The 17823-nt window shown below is 62.8% G+C and carries 16 protein-coding genes; 5 read left to right on the top strand and 11 right to left on the bottom strand.

Annotation, left to right across the window (positions count from 1 at the left end; all coding sequences use genetic code 11):
* Positions 1 to 144 precede the first annotated feature (144 nt).
* The 4 genes from pyk to sodB form a co-directional block, all read right to left on the bottom strand.
* On the bottom strand, positions 145 to 1584 hold the full coding sequence (gene pyk / locus C7I36_RS15740) for a pyruvate kinase (protein WP_106454637.1): 1440 nt from the start codon (positions 1582 to 1584) through the stop codon (positions 145 to 147).
* A 512-nt stretch (positions 1585 to 2096) separates the two neighbouring features.
* Entirely contained in the window at positions 2097 to 2948 is an 852-nt protein-coding gene (locus tag C7I36_RS15735; protein WP_106454636.1) for a MurR/RpiR family transcriptional regulator, read from the bottom strand.
* A gap of 257 nt (positions 2949 to 3205) precedes the next feature.
* The gene (rimO, locus tag C7I36_RS15730) at positions 3206 to 4519 is read right to left on the bottom strand and encodes a 30S ribosomal protein S12 methylthiotransferase RimO (RefSeq protein WP_106454635.1); all 1314 of its coding nucleotides are present in this window, start codon (positions 4517 to 4519) and stop codon (positions 3206 to 3208) included.
* A gap of 135 nt (positions 4520 to 4654) precedes the next feature.
* Complete coding sequence (sodB, locus tag C7I36_RS15725; RefSeq protein ID WP_106454634.1) at positions 4655 to 5239, bottom strand: superoxide dismutase [Fe]; 585 nt, start codon at positions 5237 to 5239, stop codon at positions 4655 to 4657.
* Positions 5240 to 5533: 294 nt separating this feature from the next.
* On the opposite strand from sodB, the gene C7I36_RS15720 reads away from it, so the two are divergent.
* Positions 5534 to 5872, top strand: coding sequence for a Grx4 family monothiol glutaredoxin (locus tag C7I36_RS15720; RefSeq protein WP_106454633.1), 339 nt, complete (start codon positions 5534 to 5536; stop codon positions 5870 to 5872).
* Between the two features lie 60 nt (positions 5873 to 5932).
* On the opposite strand, the gene C7I36_RS15715 is transcribed toward C7I36_RS15720, so the two are convergent.
* Positions 5933 to 7630: a histidine kinase gene (locus C7I36_RS15715; protein WP_106454632.1), complete on the bottom strand. Its 1698-nt coding sequence runs from the start codon at positions 7628 to 7630 to the stop codon at positions 5933 to 5935.
* Between the two features lie 88 nt (positions 7631 to 7718).
* Between C7I36_RS15715 and solA the strand changes: the two genes are divergently transcribed.
* The gene (solA, locus tag C7I36_RS15710; RefSeq protein ID WP_106454631.1) at positions 7719 to 8849 is read left to right on the top strand and encodes an N-methyl-L-tryptophan oxidase; all 1131 of its coding nucleotides are present in this window, start codon (positions 7719 to 7721) and stop codon (positions 8847 to 8849) included.
* A 281-nt stretch (positions 8850 to 9130) separates the two neighbouring features.
* Here solA and aguA read toward each other — a convergent pair whose 3' ends face one another.
* Positions 9131 to 10201 carry an agmatine deiminase gene (gene aguA, locus C7I36_RS15705; protein ID WP_106454630.1) on the bottom strand — a complete coding sequence of 357 codons (1071 nt, stop codon included), beginning with the start codon at positions 10199 to 10201 and terminating at the stop codon, positions 9131 to 9133.
* A complete protein-coding gene (gene aguB, locus C7I36_RS15700) occupies positions 10201 to 11091 on the bottom strand; it encodes an N-carbamoylputrescine amidase (RefSeq protein WP_106454629.1) in 891 nt (296 codons plus the stop codon). Before aguB ends, aguA begins: the two co-directional genes overlap by 1 nt.
* Positions 11092 to 11306: 215 nt before the next feature.
* Between aguB and C7I36_RS15695 the strand changes: the two genes are divergently transcribed.
* Positions 11307 to 12209, top strand: a complete 903-nt coding sequence (locus C7I36_RS15695; RefSeq protein ID WP_106454628.1) for a LysR family transcriptional regulator — start codon at positions 11307 to 11309, stop codon at positions 12207 to 12209.
* Here C7I36_RS15695 and focA read toward each other — a convergent pair.
* The 4 genes from focA to C7I36_RS15675 form a co-directional block, all read right to left on the bottom strand.
* Positions 12206 to 13066, bottom strand: a complete 861-nt coding sequence (gene focA / locus C7I36_RS15690) for a formate transporter FocA (RefSeq protein WP_106454627.1) — start codon at positions 13064 to 13066, stop codon at positions 12206 to 12208. The genes C7I36_RS15695 and focA overlap by 4 nt on opposite strands.
* A gap of 107 nt (positions 13067 to 13173) precedes the next feature.
* Complete coding sequence (locus C7I36_RS15685) at positions 13174 to 14496, bottom strand: Na+/H+ antiporter family protein (protein ID WP_106454626.1); 1323 nt, start codon at positions 14494 to 14496, stop codon at positions 13174 to 13176.
* 141 nt (positions 14497 to 14637) lie between these two features.
* A complete protein-coding gene (locus C7I36_RS15680; RefSeq protein ID WP_106454625.1) occupies positions 14638 to 14895 on the bottom strand; it encodes a hypothetical protein in 258 nt (85 codons plus the stop codon).
* Between the two features lie 162 nt (positions 14896 to 15057).
* A complete protein-coding gene (locus tag C7I36_RS15675; RefSeq protein WP_106454624.1) occupies positions 15058 to 15303 on the bottom strand; it encodes a TIGR02647 family protein in 246 nt (81 codons plus the stop codon).
* 179 nt (positions 15304 to 15482) lie between these two features.
* On the opposite strand from C7I36_RS15675, the gene modF reads away from it, so the two are divergent.
* Together modF and C7I36_RS15665 are read left to right on the top strand one after the other, a co-directional pair.
* Entirely contained in the window at positions 15483 to 16958 is a 1476-nt protein-coding gene (gene modF, locus C7I36_RS15670) for a molybdate ABC transporter ATP-binding protein ModF (RefSeq protein WP_106454623.1), read from the top strand.
* A 58-nt stretch (positions 16959 to 17016) separates the two neighbouring features.
* On the top strand, positions 17017 to 17682 hold the full coding sequence (locus tag C7I36_RS15665) for a cupin domain-containing protein (RefSeq protein WP_106454622.1): 666 nt from the start codon (positions 17017 to 17019) through the stop codon (positions 17680 to 17682).
* The last annotated feature ends 141 nt before the right edge of the window (positions 17683 to 17823 follow it).

The following is a 17823-nucleotide window of genomic DNA, read 5'->3' as shown; positions in this document are numbered from 1 at the left end:
GCGAAGGTCAAAACCGGCATCACTGTCCCCGAGTTCGGGGTAAGTTAATGGCATGAGCCGTATACGTGGCCCGTATGTACGGTTCTGTGAGAGGGATGAGGCGGTAACGCCTCACCCTACTCGATATACTTTCAGCTTGCCCGCTTATTCCACGGTCAGGATCTTGCAGGTATTGGTGCTGCCGACCACTTCCATCATGTCGCCGTGGGTGAGCAGGACCAGATCGCCGGAGTTGACGTGGCCGGCCTGCTTCAGGGTGGCCAGGGCCTCGCGGCAGATCTCGGAGATGCTCAGGCTGTCGTCGGGCTTGAAATACACCGGCGTCACGCCGCGATAGAGGTTGGTCCAGGCCAGGGTCTTGGCTTCCCGGGACAGGGAAAAAATCGGCAGGCCGGAGCTGATGCGGGACATCAGCAACGGGGTGGTGCCGGACTGGGTCAGGGCGACGATGGCCTTGACACCCTGCAGGTGGTTGGCGGCATACATGGTGGACATGGCCACGGTCTCTTCCACCGAGGTGAAGGTGAAGTTCATGCGGTGATTGGAGACATTGACGCTGGGGTGCTTTTCGGCGCCCAGGCAGACTTCGGCCATGGCCTTCACGGTTTCAATCGGGAACTGGCCGGCGGCGGTTTCGGCGGACAGCATGACGGCATCGGTACCATCCAGTACGGCGTTGGCCACGTCCATCACTTCGGCGCGGGTGGGCAGGGGCGCGCTGATCATCGATTCCATCATCTGGGTGGCCGTTATCACCACCCGGTTCAGGCGGCGACTGGTGCGGATCAATTTTTTCTGTACGCCGACCAGCTCGGGATCGCCGATTTCCACGCCCAGGTCGCCCCGGGCCACCATCACCACGTCGGAGGCCAGGATCACGTCCTCCATGGCGGCATCGGTGGCCACGGCTTCGGCGCGCTCCACCTTGGCCACCAGCTTGGCGTTGCTGCCGGCGGCGCGTACCAGCTCGCGGGCAATGCGCATGTCTTCACCGGTGCGCGGGAAGGATACCGCCAGGTAGTCGACGCCGATCTTGGCGGCGGTTTTGATGTCTTCCTTGTCTTTCTCGGTCAGGGCCGGGGCGGACAGGCCTCCGCCCTTCTTGTTGATGCCCTTGTTGTTGGACAGGGGACCGGCCACGGTGACCTCGGTCAGTACCTTGTTGCCTTCCACGCCCTCGACCCGCAGTTGGACGCGGCCGTCGTCAAGCAACAGGATATCGCCGGTCTTGACGTCGCGCGGCAGCTCCTTGTAGTCGATACCGACCCGTTCCTGGTCGCCTTCGCCTTTGGGCAGGTCGGCGTCCAGCACGAACTTGTCGCCGATGTTCAGGTGGATCTTGCCGTCCTTGAAGGTGGATACCCGGATTTTGGGACCCTGCAGGTCTCCCAGAATGGCCACGTGCTTGCCCAGTTTCTTGGCGATGTCACGGACCTGGTTGGCGCGGGCCATGTGATCTTCCGGCGTGCCGTGGGAAAAGTTCATGCGCACTACGTTGGCGCCGGCGGCGATGATGCCTTCCAGGTTGTTGTCGCGGTCGGTGGCCGGGCCCAGGGTGGTGACAATCTTGGTACGTCTTAGCATGGGAGACTCCAGTTGGAATGTAAAAAAGATACGAAAGAAGAAACGGTATGGTCGAGGCCGCCTGGCGGTACCTCGCGGAGGTCAGCGGACGGGAGTACGGCAGCCGGGCCGGGAACCGCAAGGGGCTCGCGGGGAGGGGGGAATGGCTTGCTCACGGTCTGATGCTGCATCCTTGGTTTTATGAATTGTTACCGATAATAACCGAAGCGAATGGCAAAGTGTAGACGGGATCACAAAAATACCCGCTATTTCATCCCTCCTTGATCCCGGTCAAGGATGTTGGAGAGAGAAATGGGAGAGATATTTTGTTTTGTTTCTAAGTTAATGAATTAGAAAGAAAAAATTCTATTTTTTGAAAGGTATTACGAGCCGGACTGGTTCCACATTGATACATAATGGCGCTAAATTGATGACAAAATGACCAAGAACATGGCGTTCTTGTCTTTAACATTTTCACCTTGATTTAACATGAATGGCCGGCGGGGAAACCGCTGGGTGACCCCGCCGGCGGCTCAGAGGTGGGGAGAATCGAAACGGGAATTTTTAATCCCTTCCTTCACCTTCTTCAGGTTTTCGCGGAACTTGCTGCCCCGGCGCAGGATAAAACCGGTGGCAAGCACGTCGATCAGTACCATCTGGGCCAGGCGGGAGGCCATGGGAAGATAGACGTCGGTGTCTTCCGGCACGTCCATCGACAGCACCATGGTGCACTCCCGGGCCAGGGGGGAGTCCTTGGCGGTCAGGCCGATGACGATGGCGTCGTTCTGGCGGGCGAGCTGGGCGATTTCCACCAGCGCCTTGGTGCGGCCGGTGTGGGAGATCAGCACCACCACGTCGCCTTCGGAGCTGGCGATACAGCTCATGCGCATCATCACCACGTCGTCGAAGCACAGCACCGGCACGTTGAAGCGGAAAAACTTGTTCATGGCGTCGTGGGCCACGGCGGAAGAGGCGCCAAGGCCGAAGAAGGACAGCTTCTTGGCCTGGGTCAGGATATCGACGCAGCGGTTGACCGCCTGCGGGTCCAGGCTGTGCCGGGCCGAATCCAGGCAGGCCATGCTGGATTCGAAGATCTTGGCGGTATAGGACTCGGGGCCGTCGTCTTCTTCCACATGGCGGTTCACATAGGGAGTGCCATTGGCCAGGCTCTGGGCCAGGTGCAGTTTGAAGTCGGGAAAACCCTTGGTGTCGAGCCGGCGGCAGAAGCGGTTGACGGTGGGCTCGCTCACATCCGCCAGCTTGGCCAGGGCGGCGATGCTGGAGTGGATGGCGGTTTGCGGTGATGCCAGGATCACTTCCGCCACCTTGCGTTCAGACTTGCTGAAACTCTCTATATTTTTTGTAATTTTTTCTAATGTATTCATCTGGACTACCGGGCTCGATGGGACGGGCCAGGAACAACCCTGGGCTGCGTAACATAAGTGGATACACTATACAGGACAATCGATTGCGTTAAGAGTATCGCCATACCAAAGTATGACTGAACTCTAAAAAAATTACTCAAAAAAAGAAAAACAAGCCAATAATGATGTTGCTTAATAACAAATGAAATGAAGGTGCTCCCGGCTGAAGTGACAAAAAAGCCCCGCGGACGGGGCTTTTTGCCGGGCACGGCCGGTCGTTAGGCCAGCTCGGCCCAGAGATCGTATTCGTCGGAGTGGGTGACGGTCACCTTGACCAGGTCGCCGGGCTTGAGCTCGGTCTCGCCATTGAGGTAGACCAGGCCGTCGATTTCCGGGGCGTCGGCGCTGGAGCGGCCGATGGCGCCTTCCTCATCCACCTCGTCGATCAACACCTCGATGACCTTGCCCACCTTCTGCGCCAGCTTGCGGGTGGAGATCTCCTGCTGCAGCGCCATAAAGCGCTCGAAGCGTTCCTGCTTGACCTCTTCCGGCACCGGATCCGCCAGCTCGTTGGCGCGGGCGCTTTCCACCGGGCTGTAGGTGAAGCAGCCGACCCGATCCAGCTCGGCCTGCTCGATAAAGTCGAGCAGCAGCTGGAAGTCTTCTTCGGTTTCGCCCGGGAAGCCCACGATAAAGGTGGAGCGGATGGTGATCTCGGGGCAGATCTCGCGCCAGCTGCGGATGCGCTCCAGGGTGCGCTCCACCGCGCCCGGGCGTTTCATCAATTTCAGGATGCGCGGGCTGGCGTGCTGCAGCGGAATGTCCAGGTAGGGCAGTATCTTGCCGTCGCGCATCAGGGGGATCAGATCATCCACGTGCGGATAGGGGTAGACGTAGTGCAGTCGTACCCAGACCCCCATCTTGCCGAGCTCCTCGCACAGGGCCTGGATATGGGTCTTGACCGGCATGCCGTCGGCGAAGCCGGTCTTGTGCTTGACGTCCACCCCGTAGGCGGAGGTGTCCTGGGAAATGACCAGTAGCTCCTTCACCCCGGCATCCACCAGGCGACGGGCCTCGGCCAGCACCTCGCCGATGGGTCGGCTGTCCAGATCGCCGCGCATGGAGGGGATGATGCAGAAGGTGCACTTGTGGTTGCAGCCCTCGGAGATCTTCAGGTAGGCGAAATGCTTGGGAGTGAGCTTGACGCCCTGCTCGGGCACCAGGCTGACGAAGGGATTGTACTCCGGGCGCGGCACGTATTTGTGCACATGGTTCAGCACCTGCTCGTAGGAATGGGGGCCGGTGATCTCCAGCACCTTGGGATGCACTTCACGGATTTGATCTTCCTTGGCGCCCAGGCAGCCGGTGACGATGACCTTGCCGTTTTCGCTCAGGGCTTCGCCCACCGCTTCCAGGGATTCCTGCACGGCGCTGTCGATAAAGCCGCAAGTATTGACGATCACCAGATCGGCATCATCGTAGGAAGGCACCACGTCGTAGCCTTCGATACGCAACTGGGTCAGGATACGCTCGGAGTCGACCAGGTTTTTCGGGCAACCGAGGGACACGAAGCCGATACGGGGAACAGACATACTCACTTGACTTGACTCACTTTGAAAGAGGGTAGAAACAAAAGAGGGCGCATTTTACACCCAAGCCGGCTGATTAAAAAAGAGCCAGCAACAAAAACACCCCGGAAGGCCGGGGTGTTTTCAACTGACAAAAACTTACTTGGCGAAGTTTTCTGCCACGAAGTCCCAGTTGACCAGGGCCCAGAAGGCCTTGACGTAGTCGGGACGGACGTTGCGGTAGTCGATGTAGTAGGCGTGTTCCCAGACGTCGCAGGTCAGCAGCGGGGTCTGGCCGGCCTCGGTCAGCGGGCAGCCGGCGTTGGAGGTGTTGACGATGCCCACGGAGCCGTCGGCCTTCTTCACCAGCCAGGTCCAGCCGGAGCCAAAGTTGGTCACGCAGGACTTGGTGAACTCTTCCTTGAAGGCGTCAAAGGAGCCGAAGGCAGCCTTGATGGCATCGGCCAGGGCACCGGTCGGCTCGCCGCCACCGTTGGGGGACAGGCAGTGCCAGTAGAAGGTGTGGTTCCACACTTGTGCCGCGTTGTTGAAGATGCCGCCGGAAGAGGTTTTGATGATGTCTTCCAGGGATTTGCCCTCGAATTCGGTGCCGGGAACCAGGTTGTTCAGGTTGACCACATAGGTGTTGTGGTGCTTGCCGTAGTGGTATTCCAGGGTTTCCTGGGAGATATGGGGTTCCAGAGCGTTTTTGGCGTAGGGCAGTGCGGGAAGTTCAAATGCCATTGTTATTTTCTCCATTTTGATTGCGCCAGCCAGGGCTGGCCGAGACATTGCTGCTTGCTTCTTTCCATGGCGGAAACGACTCGGTATGAGCATAGCCGCAAACCGCTAAATTGCTGAAAGGATTGTAACAGTTTGCCCGATGGCGAAACAACAACAGCTTTTGTACGGATACCGGCCCCTGGCGGAATGAACAATTATGGCTTCACAGATACCGATTTGTCGGCCCGGGCCCTTGTGACCGCAGAGGGATAAAGTAGAATAAGCTTTTTTAAACAACAGCCGTCCGAGGTGGTTATGGACACCATTGAAAAGATCAAAACCCAGATCAGCGAAAACCCCATCCTGCTGTACATGAAAGGGTCACCCAAGTTTCCCAGCTGCGGCTTTTCCGCCCAGGCCTCCCAGGCGCTGATGAACTGCGGCGAGCCTTTCGCCTATGTGGATATCCTGCAAAACCCGGATATCCGCGCCGAGCTGCCCAAATACGCCAACTGGCCGACCTTTCCCCAACTGTGGGTGGAAGGAGAACTGGTCGGTGGCTGCGACATCATTATCGAGATGTTCCAGCAGGGTGAGCTGCAGGCCCTGATCAAGGAAACCGCCGCCAGGCACCCCAAGTCCGAGCAGGAATAACCCGCTCGCCAGCTCCCGGCCCTGCCTTTGTGCAGGGTCTATTCCAACCCGCCGGTCTTTTCAGGGCCGAAAGCACACCTGCAGCCGGGTACCGCCCTGTTGCCCCGCGCCGATGTGCAGGCTGCCGCCCAGGCTGGCGGCCCTGTCCTGCATGATCCTGAGGCCGTAATGCTGGCCCTGGCCGGCGTTGTCCGCCAGGCCCCGGCCGTTGTCCTCCACCGCCAGGCAAATCTCCTGATCCTGCTGCCATACCCGCACCGCCACCTGGCTGGCGCTCGCGTGCTTGAACACATTGTGCAGCGCCTCCCGGGTGATCTGCACCAGATGGATGGTCTGGTTGGGGGTCAGCCGGTGGGGTGACAGCCGGTAATCGAAGTCGATGGCAAAGCCCAGGCGGCGGCCGAATTCGGACAGGGTATCGCTCAGGGCGGCATAGAGGCCGGGTTTGTCGAGTGTGAGGCGGAAGGTGGTAAGCAATTCCCGTAACTGGCGGTAGGCATTGTTCAGCCCCTCGCGCATCTCATCCAGCCCAGAGGCCACCTCCGGGCTGGGATTGGGCAGTTGCAACTGCACATAGCTGACCTGCAGCTTGAGGTAGGTCAGTGCCTGGGCCAGGGAATCGTGCAGCTCCCGGGCTATGGTGGCCCGCTCTTCCATCAACTGCAATTGCTGGTGCTGGTGCTGGCGCCGCTCCAGGGCAATGGCGGTAGTGATTTGATCAAAGATACTGGTCAGCAACTGTTGCTGTTCTTCGTCCAGCCCCGCCTGGGGCGGGCAGACCGCCAGCACCATGCCGTACTGGCCATTGCTGTCCTGCAGCGGCCAGCGATAATTGGGCGGCTGGCGTGGTCCGCTGTTGTCGGAGCAGGCAGTCAGCGCTTCAAAGGGACTGTCGTCGTCGCCTTCGTGCAGATGGATACAAATCTGGCGCAGGGGGCTGATTTGCTCCAGCCGGCTGAGCAGGGGAGGCAGGCGTCGGTGCAGCGGCTCGACCCCCTGCAGTTCGCGCTGGGTTTCATACAGCGTGCTGAGGATCTGGTTGGAACGTACCAGCGCCCGGGTCTGCTGCTCCACTTTCTGCTCGAGCTGGCCGTAGAGTTCCGACAACTGCCGGTTCATGGTATCCATGGTGTCGGCCAGCACGGCCATCTCGTCATTGCCCCCCACCTCGCAGCGGCTACCGAAATCGGCCCGGCCCACGGCTCTGGCCACCAGCAGCAGGCGGCGCAGGGGCGTGAGCAGCCGCCGGTGCAAATAAAAGACGGAAGCGGCCAGTATCATCAGCATCGCCAGCATCATGGCGACCTGCAGCCAGCTCTGGCGTTGCAGGCTGGCTTCGGTATGTTGCTCCAGCCTGGCCACCAGTTGATCGATGACCTCGACGAAGGCCGCCACCCTGGGCGCCAGCAGATGGGAACCTTCGGCCTGGGCAAAGGCAGCTTTCAGCGGCTGCCAGTGGCGGAGCAACTGCCGGCGCTGCTCGCCCAGGCCGTCGTTGTCCAGTACCCGGATCAACAAGGGATCGTTGAGGGTCTGCTCCAGCTGTTGCAGGCCCTCCGGCCCGGCCAGGGGCAACTGACTGAGCAGGCGATAGCTCTGCATGCGCAGGGAGCCCGCCTTGTTGATCACATAGGCCCGGCCCTCGCTCTTGTCCGACAGCCAGGCAGACAGCACCAGGCTGGCGAGGGCGAGCAACACCAGGGTCAGCATCATCAGGGTGATACGGGTCAGCAGGGAGCGGGAAAAGGGGATCGACATGGTCTCGGGTTCTCGGCATCATTTGGCACAAGCTTACAAAGATTCCGCCGGTGCTACCATGCGCGGGCGCAAACAAGGTGGAGTAATCATGGATGCAGATATCGTCGTCGTCGGGGCCGGCTCGGTCGGCCTGGCGGCGGGATTTTTCCTGGCGCAACGGGGGGCGCGGGTCGTGCTGGTTGATGAGGGTGAACCGCCCCATACCCTCGGCTCCCATCATGGCAGCACCCGGCTGACCCGCACCGCCTATGGCGAGGGTGCGGCCTATATCCCCCTGCTGTTGCGTGCCAGGACGCTGTGGCGCGAGCTGGAGCAACTGAGTGGGGAACTGCTGTTTGAGCCCTGTGGCGTGCTCAACCTGGGGGTGGCCGACAGCCCCTTTCTGGCCCAGGCGGCACTGAGCGCGGCCCAGTACGGGCTGGCGCTGGAACCGCAGACGGCCGCCGGTATCGAGACCCGCTGGCCGGGCTGGCGGTTGCCTCCGGAGTGGCGCGGAGGCTACGAGCCCGAAGCCGGCGTGCTTTACTGTGAGCGGGCGCTCGCGGCCTGGCGTCGCCTCGGAAAAGAAGGTGGTGCACGCCTGCTGGCGGGGCAGGCGGTAACCGGGCTGCGGGTGCGTCCGGGCCGGGTGGAGGTGGAGCGGGCGGATGGCAGCCGGCTCAGTGCCGCCAAGGCGCTGGTCTGCGCCGGCCAGCGGGTGGCGCCGCTGTTGGCACAACTGGGCCTGACACTGCCGCTGCAACGCGTGCGCAAGACCTTCGCCTGGTATGAGGCCGATCCCGGCCGTTACGGGCCCGAGGTGTTTCCCGGTTTTTCCGCCGTACTGGCCGATGCCATCTATTACGGCTTTCCGACCCTGGAGGGGGCCGGCCTCAAGCTGGGCCGCCACGATGGTGGCCAGCCCCTGGCCCCGGGCGAGCCTCTTGCACCGTTTGGTGCGTTTGAAGAGGACAGGGCGGAGCTGGATGCCTTTGTGCAGGCCCGCCTGCCCGGGGTGGGAGAGTTTATCGAGGGCAAGACCTGCCACTATATTCGCACCCCGGACGAACACTTTATCCTGGACCGGCATCCCGAGCATGACCAGGTGTATTTTGCCAGTGCCTGTTCGGGCCACGGTTTCAAGTTCGCCGGCGTGCTGGGCGAGCTGTTTGCCCACTGGATGCTGGACGGTGATCCCGGCTTCGATCTGGCACCCTTCCGCCTGGGCCGGTTCGAGTAAGGGCCCGTCTAATTTATTCGACCGACCCTAGCCTAGAGCACCATATAGTTTAAACATCAAACTGTCAGGCGTGTGCTATTCCAGCCACTCTCGACGGCGGCAAACGATGTTTGTAGGTTGGCACCTGACTGGTGGAGCGCAGGCGGCCCGCCTGCTTTCCCGCGCAGCGGAAACCCTAGGACGGGCCGACCACACTACAGCTTTAAAGAGGCTTGAGGCAGAACAGGCATTGCGGTGGTGGAGCGTAGGCGAGCCGCCTGCGCTCCGGCCAATCCCCGGGGTTACACCGCCGGGATCTGCTGGGTGATGCAGTGGATATTGCCTCCGCCGAGCAGGATCTCCCGGGCCGGCACCCCCACCACGTCCAGCTCCGGGAAGATGGTCTCCAGCAGCCGTTGGGCTTCGCCGTCGGTGCGCTCGTCCAGCAGCGGAAACACCAGCCGCCGGTTGCTGATCAGGAAGTTCACGTAGGAGCCCGCCAGCCGCTCACCGGCCAGCCGGGGCACGGCGGCGCCGCTTTGCACCCCGGCGGCTTCCTCCTCGGTCACATAGAGCGGGCCGGGCTGGGGCAGCTTCCATACCCTGAGCTTGCGGCCCCTGGCGTCCTCCGCCTGCTCCAGCACCGCCAGCGCCGCCCGGCTGCGGGCGTACTGGGGATCGCTTTCATCCTCGCACCAGTGCAGCACCACCTCGCCGGGGCGGGCGAAACAGGCCATGTTGTCGATATGGCCGTCGGTCTCGTCCATATAAACCCCTTCCGGCAGCCAGATAAAGTGGCTGACCCCCAGGGTTTCCCTCAGGTGCTGCTCTATGTCCGCCTGGCTCAGGTGGGGGTTGCGGTTGGGGTTGAGCAGGCACTCGGCGGTGGTGAGCAGGGTGCCTTCGCCGTCCACGTGGATGGAGCCGCCTTCGAGCACCAGCGGGCTGGCCACCGCCGGCAGCCCGTGCACCGCCAGCATGGCCCGGGCCATGGCCTGGTCCTGGTCCCAGGGGTGGTAGAGGCCGCCCTCATGGCCGCCCCAGGCGTTGAAGCGCCAGTCGATGCCGACGGCCTCTCCTTTGCCGTTCACCACCACGGTCGGCCCCGTGTCCCGGGCCCAGGCGTCGTCGCTTTCGATGGCTACCAGCGTGACCTGGGGCGGCATCACCGTCCGGGCCTTGTCCATTTCCTTTGCCGGCACCGCCATGTAGACGGGGGTGGCGGCGGCGATGGCCTCGGCCACCCGGGCGAAGGTGGCCTGGGCCGGGGCGCCCTGCTCGCGCCAGTTGTCGGGCCGGTGCGGCCAGATCATCCACACCGCCTGCTGGGGCGCCCATTCGGCGGGCATGTGAAAGCCGTTCAGCTGTTCCATCAGCGGCCTCCCGGGGTCTTGCCGTCGGAGGTCATCAGCGTCTGGTACATGGCCGGGCGGCGGTCGCGGAACAGGCCCCAGCTGATACGGGTCTTGGCGATGGCGTCCAGATCGAAGCTGTGCACCAGCACGCACTCGGAGGTCTTGTCCGCCTGTTGCACCAGCTCGCCGAACTGGTCGGCGATAAAGGAAGAGCCGTAGAAGGTCATCTCCAGGCCGTCGATGTACTTGCTCTGCTCGGTGCCGATGCGGTTGGAGGCGATCACCGGCACCAGGTTGGCGGCGGCGTGGCCCTGCTGGGTGCGGGTCCAGTGGGGCTGGCTGTCGATCTCCGGGTAGGCGGGCTCGGAGCCGATGGCGGTGGGGAAGAAAATCAGCTCGGCGCCCATCAGCGCCAGGCTGCGGGCGGTTTCCGGGAACCACTGATCCCAGCAGATGCCCACGCCGATCTTGGCGTAGCGGGTCTGCCACACCTTGAAGCCGGTGTCGCCGGGGGTGAAGAACTGCTTCTCTTGGTAGGCCGGGCCGTTGGGAATATGGGTCTTGCGATAGACATCCAGCAGGCTGCCGTCGGCGTCGATCACCACCAGGGAGTTGTAGTGGGCGTAGCCGGCGCGCTCGAAGAAGCTGAGCGGCAGCACCACCTCCAGCTCCCTGGCCAGGGCCTGGAAGTGGCGGATCAGCGGGCTGTTGTCCACTTCCTGGGCCAGGGCGAAGTGCTCGGGGCTCTGGTCGATGCAGAAATAGGGAGTTTCAAACAGTTCCTGGATCAGAATGATCTGGGCACCCTGAGCGGCGGCCTGGCGCACCAGCCGCTCGGCGCGGGCGATATTTTCTTCTTTGTTCCAGCTGCAGGCCATCTGGGTGGCGGCCACGGTAACCATTGCCATGGTGAACTCCTTATACAAGTGAATTGTCACTGGGTTGTTGGGGTGGAATGACCCCAGGCAGACAGCCCCGTAATGGAAGAGGAGGCCCTTTGGCCGACCGGCAACCAGGCTACCTCTTTGTCAACAACCCGAATCTTCAGGCTTCAGTGTGACCCTTGCCTTACCATCCATCAAATGAATAGTATTAATCAGTTTATTCTTATGGTGAATATTGAATGAAGCTGCACCAGCTCGACCTCAACCTGCTGCTCGCCTTCGACGCCCTGATGACCCAGCGCAACGTCACCCGCGCCGCCGAACAGTGCTTTATCAGCCAGCCGGCCATGAGCCATGCCCTCAACCGGCTGCGCCAGTTTTTCGAAGACCCCCTGCTGGTGCGCAGCGCCACCGGCATGGTGCCCACCGCCCGGGCCGAGGCCCTGCACCGGGCGGTGCGCCAGGCCCTGGGGCTGCTGGAACAGGAACTGGGACGGGAGGAACGCTTCGACCCCGCCACCTCCGGCCGGCGCTTCGTGCTCAGCACCACCGACTATGTGGAGTGCGTGCTGGTGCCGCCGCTCATCCGCCGGCTGAAGACGCAGGCGCCCGGGGTGCGCATCGAGATAGAAATATTGCGCGATCGCCTGCCCGAGGGGGCCCTGGCCAACGGCGAAGTGGATCTGGTGCTGGGTTTCGACGAGTACATGCAGGTGCCCGGCTCGCTGCGTACCGAAACCTGGCTGACCGAGCCGCTGGCCGGGGTGGTCAGCCGGGAGCACCCCACGGTGGGGGAGCGGCTCAGCCTGGAACAGCTCACCGGCTTGCCCCATGTGTTCCACTCGCCGCTCGGCACCCGCGAGTCCATCGTCGACCGCTGGTTGGCGGGGCAGGGGCTGCAGCGCACCATCTCGGTCAACAGCCAGAGCTACATGTCGGCGGCGGCCATCGTCGGCCAGAGCGATCACCTGCTGGTGCTGCCCCGCAAGGTGGCGATGATGCTGGCCGAGGCCTGGCCACTGCGGATGGTGGCGCTGCCGGAAGACGCGCCCGCCTACCACCTTAACTGCGTCTGGCACCCGCTGCACGACCGCCAGCCGGCGCTGCAGTGGCTGCGCTCTCTTATCCGCAGCCTGATTTAGCGACTGGCGCCCGGGCGCAGGTAAATCAGCCAGTAGCTGAGGCCCACCAGGACGCCGCCGCCGATGATATTGCCCAGAGTGACCGGCAGCAGGTTGCGCAGCAAAAAATTGGCCAGGGTCAGCTCGGCGAAATCGGCGGGCTGGGCGCCGCTCAGTGCCCAGAATTCGGGGCCGGCGAACTGCTGGATGGCGATGGCCAGGGGCACGATAAAGAGATTGGCGATGCTGTGCTCGAAGCCGCTGGCCACAAACATGGCGATGGGCAGCAGCATCACCAGCACCTTGTCGGTGTTGCTGCGGCAGGAAAAGCTCATCCATACCGCCAGGCACACCATGATATTGCACAGTATCCCTAAGGCCACCGCCTGCACAACGCCGTGGTGCAGCTTGTGCCGGGCGATGTTCAGGGCGTTGAGGCCCCAGGCCCCATCGGCGGCCAGGTGCTGGCCGGCGAGCCAGATCAGCAGCACAAACAGCAGGGCGCCACCCAGGTTGCCCAGGTAGACGACTACCCAGTTATGGGCCAACTGGCCCCAGCCGATGCGCCGGCTGGCCCGGGCCACCGTAGTGAGTACGCTGGAGGTGAACAACTCGCCGCCGCAGATCACCACCAGGATCAGCCCCAGGCTGAAGGCCAGGCCGCCGATAAAGCGCGCCATGCCCCAGGGCAGGCCACCGGCGCCGGTGGTGACCGTGATGTAGAACACAAAGGCGATAGAGATAAATCCCCCGGCGGTGATCGCCAGGATGAAAGATTGCAACGTTTTTTTGGTGGCTTTTTGCACGCCGAATTCTTCGGCTTTTTTCGCCATTTCCGCGGGGAGTATGGCATCAAACGGGGTGTTGTCGGCTTTCATATCGACCACCGGAGGGTTAAAAATGTTGTTTTATTCTAACCAAATCGGGGTAGTGGATATTGACCTGGATCAGCCGGCGTCGTGGACGACGCCGGCGGTTGAGGTGATCAGAGGCTGATGGCGGCCAGCCAGCCGAAGGCGATCAACGGCAGGTTGTAGTGCAGGAAGGTAGGCACGACCGAATCCCAGATATGATCGTGCTGGCCGTCCGCATTCAGGCCCGAGGTCGGCCCCAGGGTCGAGTCGGAAGCCGGCGAGCCCGCGTCCCCCAGGGCGCCGGCGGTGCCGATAATGGCGACCGTGGCCAGGGGCGAAAAGCCGAGCGCGAGGCACAGGGGCACATAAATGGGCGCTATGATGGGAATGGTGGAAAAGGACGAGCCGATACCCATGGTGATCAGCAGGCCCACCACCAGCATGATCAGGGCGGCGAGGGAGCGGTTGTCGCCGATCATCGCTTCCACCGCCTGCACCAGGCTGCCGACGCCGTCGGTGGCCTTGATAACGGCGGCAAAACCGGCGGCGGCAATCATGATAAAGCCGATCAGCGACATCATTTTTACCCCCTGGGTAAAGGCGTCCTGGCTTTCCCGAAAGCGGATGACGCCGCCCAGGGTGAAAATGATAAAGCCTGCCATGGCGCCGAGGATGATGGAGTCGCTGTACAACTGCAGGCCGAGTGCCACCACTATGGCCACCAGGGCGATGGCCACGTGCAGGTAATTGATGCTGACATGCTCGGGCTCGACCGCGACTATCCGTTCCTCGTCATAGTCCCGCGGTTTGCGGTAACTGATGAACAGCGCCACCAGCAGGCCGAGCAGCATGCCGGCCACGGGGATCGCCATGGCGGCGGGCAGCATGGCCTTGCTGGCCTGCACGCCGTTTTCCAGCAGGTTGGCCAGCAGGATGTTGTTGAGGAAGATGCCGCCAAAGCCCACCGGCAGCAGCATATAGGTGGCGGTGAGGCCAAAGGTAAGCACGCAGGCCACGGCGCGCCGGTCCAGCCGCAGTTTGGCCATGACATGCAGCAGCGGCGGGATCAGGATGGGGATAAAGGCGATATGCACCGGGATCAGGTTCTGGGAGGAAATGGCCACCAGCAGGATGGCGCCCAGCAGCAGGGCCTTGACCCACAGCATGCGGCCCGGGGTGGCGTTGCCGCCCAGGCTGGCGATGACCTTGCGTGCCAGCAGATCGGTGATGCCGGAACGGGCGATGGCGATGGCAAAAGCGCCCAGCATGGCGTAGCTCAGGGCGATGGTGGCACCACCACCGAGGCCGCCGGCGAAGGTATTGACCGCCTCGGTCAACGACATGCCCGAGGCCATGCCGCCGACCAGGGCGCTCAGGGTCAGCGCCACCACGACATTGATGCGCAGCAGGCTCAGGGCCAGCATCAGGCAGACGGCGATTACTACCGGATTCATGTAAAGTCCTTCAGGGAATGGATGGCAAGCCGGGTAGTTTGCAAATCGGGCGGGGAATGTCGAGCATTATTTGTTCCCGGGCAGCAAAATCCGCCAGATGTTACGTTTTTGAAAGCAAGATGTGTTGTTACTGCTGCCGGCTCAGGGATCCGGCGCCGGCCGGGTTGCCATGCGCGGCGTTTCATCCGGTGGCGGGGTGGCGTAGAGGGGTTTGTTGTCGAGCAGGCTCCACAGCAGCATCAGGCCGGAAATGGCCACTGCCAGCAGCAGCAGGGACACCGGCAGGCGCAGGGGGTTGCCTTCGTCGCCGAGATCCTCGCGCGGTGTGCCGCAATGGGGGCATCGCCGCCGATGTTGGTAAAAGGGCCGCCCGCAGTGGTGGCAGCGTGTGATGGACATATCCCTGCTCCGGTCATTGTTATTTTGCCATCCGGGCGTCCGGGCCCGGCGTGGTTATTTAACCTTACTCAATGCTGTTCAAAAATCCAGCGAACGGGGCCTTGGGCAGGATAAAAATACAGAAACGGCAGGGGCGGGCGGCAAAGACCGCCCGCTGGGAGGTCAGGCGGGCTCGGGGGTTTTCAGCAGGCCGAGCAGGCTCTGGGCATGCTCGGCGGTTTCCCGGCCCAGCTCGGTGAGGTAGCCGCCATCGGGCAGGGTGATGAGCCCTTTTTCGTGCAGGCGGGCGGCGGCGGCGATCAGGTCCGGATCCGCGTCGTGGTGAACCTTGATGCCCTGTTGGGTGGTGTCGAGGTTGAAGTGCAGCAACAGATTCAGTTCATCCATCAGTGCCGGGTTATAGCGCATAAACACTCCTTGGGCGTGTAAGGGACTCACCTTTGACGGTAGCCTGTTCCGGGTCCGCGGGCTGGGCGCTGGCTCACAAATAGCGATTTGCACCCCGGATGCGGTTAGCCCTTGCATCCCCGGCCCCGCTTGCCGATCATGCGGGCTTTGGGATACACAGCTACAAGGACAATGCCGCCATGACCGCCATCCATCTGCAGGATGCCCTCTTTCCCCTCAGCGACCGCCTCGACCTCAAGGTGCCGGCCCTGCGGCTTGCCGCCGGCCAGTGCTGGGCCTTCGTGGGGGCCAACGGCAGCGGCAAGACCGCCCTGGCCCGGGCCCTGGCAGGAGAACTGGCGCCCCGCCAGGGGCGGGCGGAGAATGGCTTTGAACGCACGCAATGGGTGTCGTTTGAGCAATTGCAGCAGTTGACCGACCGGGAGCGGGAAGAAGATCAAAGCGATTTGCTCGACTATCAGGACCCGGGCCACAGTGCCCGGGACATTATCCTGGAGCGGGGCGGCTCGCCCGAGCGGCTCGCCGCCCTGGCCCGGGGTTTTGGCATTGCCGGCTTGCTCGACCGCGGTTTTAAATACCTCTCTACCGGGGAAACCCGCAAGGTGCTGCTGTGCCGGGCCCTGATCGGCGAGCCCGACCTGCTGATCCTGGACGAACCCTTCGACGGCCTGGATGTACAGGCCCATGCCGGCCTGATGCAGTGGCTGCAAGGGCTGGCGGCCGCAGGGCGGACCTTGGTGCTGATCCTCAACCGGTTCGAGGAAATTCCGGACTTTGCCAGCCACCTGGGCATACTGGCCGAATGCGAGCTCAGCCTGGCCGGCCCGCGGGAGCAGGTCGGCGACTCGCTGGCGCTGCGGCAACTGGCACACCTGACGGCTCTGGAGCAGGCCAGCCAGGCCCTGCCACCGCCGGATCCGGACGCCGTTCGTCGCCACCTGGAGCCGGGCGTACCGCGTATCCGCCTGCGCGATGCCCGGGTCGTCTACGGGGAGCAGCTCATCCTCGATGGCCTGAACTGGCAGGTCAACCCAGGCGAGCACTGGCAGATCGTGGGCCCCAACGGCGCCGGCAAGTCGACCCTGCTGAGCCTGGTCACCGGCGATCATCCCCAGGGCTACAGCAATGATCTCACCCTGTTCGGCCGCCGCCGGGGCAGCGGCGAGAGCATCTGGGACATCAAGCAGCATATCGGTTATGTGAGCACCACCATGCAGCAGGACTACCGGGTCACGGCCACCCCACGCTCGGTGATCCTGTCCGGCTTTTTCGACTCCATCGGCGTCTACCGGCAACCCGGCGACCGTCAACTGGCCCTGGCCGAGCAGTGGCTGGCGTTGCTCGGCATGGAGCGGCTGGCCAACGAACCCTTTCGCAGCCTGTCCTACGGCCAGCAGCGGCTGCTGCTGATCGCCCGTGCCATGGTCAAGCACCCGCCCATCCTGATCCTGGACGAGCCGTTGCAGGGATTGGACGGTTTCAACCGGCACTGGGTTAAGCGCTGGATCGACCTGCTGGTGGCGGAAGGCGGCACCCAGCTGCTGTTTGTGTCCCATCATCAGGAAGATGCGCCCGCCTGCATCAGCCACCGGCTTCATTTCGTCGCCCGTGACGGCGGCTACGATTATCGCTGCGAGGTGCTCAAAGGGGCTTGACCCCGGCTCGGCTCGGGGCCACGATGGGGATCCCCTTTGTCTGTCGGGACATTAACCGATGCTGAACATGGACTTCTCTCAACGACTGGCCCTTCCCTACGACCCCGAGCGCTGGCAGCCTTCCCCGGCCGCCGGTGTGTGGCGCTACCCGCTGGAGCGGGAAAGCGCCGAAAGCGGCCATGTCACCAGCCTGGTGCGCTTTGAGCCGGGCGCGGCCTTTCCCGAGCACCTTCACCCCCTGGGCGAGGAATTCTGGGTGCTGGAGGGCACCTTTTCCGATGACAACGGCGACTATACCGCCGGCTGCTATGTGCGCCACCCGCCCGGCAGCCGCCACCGGGCCTTCAGCCGCCAGGGTTGCGTGATTTTCGTCAAGCTCAACCAGTTTTCCGCCGATGATCTCGACTATGTCGCCCTGCGCGACGAGGACGGGCTCTGGCTGACCGGGGATCACGGTTACCGGCGCCTGCCCCTGCACAAGCACGATGGTGTGAGCACCAGCCTGCTGGAGTTTGCCGACGGCGGCCGCTTCCCGCCCTGCTGTTATCGGCACGGCCTGGAAATTCTGGTACTGTCGGGCTGCCTGCTCGAGGGGCCCCGGCGTTTTGGCCCGCTGGCCTGGCTGCGTTTTCCGCCCCAGACGGTGCCTGTCCTGGAGGCATCCGGGCACACCCGCCTGTGGGTGCGTACCGGTCACCTCAAGCCGGCGCCCTGCGCCGCTTGAGCAACCGCTGGCCGGCCCTCCCAGGCTGGCTACCTCTTTGGAGGTGTATTTTTACAGGTTGTTCACCTTTACCCGATCCGGCCGCCGGATCGGGCTTGATTGAAATCAACACCCCGGCAAGTCGTGATATTCTTTGCTTCA

The sequence above is a fragment of the Zobellella taiwanensis genome (genome assembly GCF_003012795.1).
In the GTDB taxonomy this organism is placed as follows: Bacteria; Pseudomonadota; Gammaproteobacteria; order Enterobacterales; family Aeromonadaceae; genus Oceanimonas; species Oceanimonas taiwanensis.
This window is presented reverse-complemented; position numbering and strand designations above follow the sequence as displayed.

Coding starts and splice junctions, on each gene's coding strand:
- C7I36_RS15680 (WP_106454625.1), bottom strand. CDS start 14,895: ATGTCCATCACACGCTGCCACCACTGCGGGCGGCCCTTTTACCAACAT.
- C7I36_RS15720 (WP_106454633.1), top strand. CDS start 5,534: ATGGACACCATTGAAAAGATCAAAACCCAGATCAGCGAAAACCCCATC.
- C7I36_RS15715 (WP_106454632.1), bottom strand. CDS start 7,630: ATGTCGATCCCCTTTTCCCGCTCCCTGCTGACCCGTATCACCCTGATG.
- C7I36_RS15695 (WP_106454628.1), top strand. CDS start 11,307: ATGAAGCTGCACCAGCTCGACCTCAACCTGCTGCTCGCCTTCGACGCC.
- sodB (WP_106454634.1), bottom strand. CDS start 5,239: ATGGCATTTGAACTTCCCGCACTGCCCTACGCCAAAAACGCTCTGGAA.
- rimO (WP_106454635.1), bottom strand. CDS start 4,519: ATGTCTGTTCCCCGTATCGGCTTCGTGTCCCTCGGTTGCCCGAAAAAC.
- aguA (WP_106454630.1), bottom strand. CDS start 10,201: ATGGAACAGCTGAACGGCTTTCACATGCCCGCCGAATGGGCGCCCCAG.
- modF (WP_106454623.1), top strand. CDS start 15,483: ATGACCGCCATCCATCTGCAGGATGCCCTCTTTCCCCTCAGCGACCGC.
- focA (WP_106454627.1), bottom strand. CDS start 13,066: ATGAAAGCCGACAACACCCCGTTTGATGCCATACTCCCCGCGGAAATG.
- C7I36_RS15685 (WP_106454626.1), bottom strand. CDS start 14,496: ATGAATCCGGTAGTAATCGCCGTCTGCCTGATGCTGGCCCTGAGCCTG.
- C7I36_RS15735 (WP_106454636.1), bottom strand. CDS start 2,948: ATGAATACATTAGAAAAAATTACAAAAAATATAGAGAGTTTCAGCAAG.
- pyk (WP_106454637.1), bottom strand. CDS start 1,584: ATGCTAAGACGTACCAAGATTGTCACCACCCTGGGCCCGGCCACCGAC.
- solA (WP_106454631.1), top strand. CDS start 7,719: ATGGATGCAGATATCGTCGTCGTCGGGGCCGGCTCGGTCGGCCTGGCG.
- C7I36_RS15675 (WP_106454624.1), bottom strand. CDS start 15,303: ATGCGCTATAACCCGGCACTGATGGATGAACTGAATCTGTTGCTGCAC.
- aguB (WP_106454629.1), bottom strand. CDS start 11,091: ATGGCAATGGTTACCGTGGCCGCCACCCAGATGGCCTGCAGCTGGAAC.
- C7I36_RS15665 (WP_106454622.1), top strand. CDS start 17,017: ATGCTGAACATGGACTTCTCTCAACGACTGGCCCTTCCCTACGACCCC.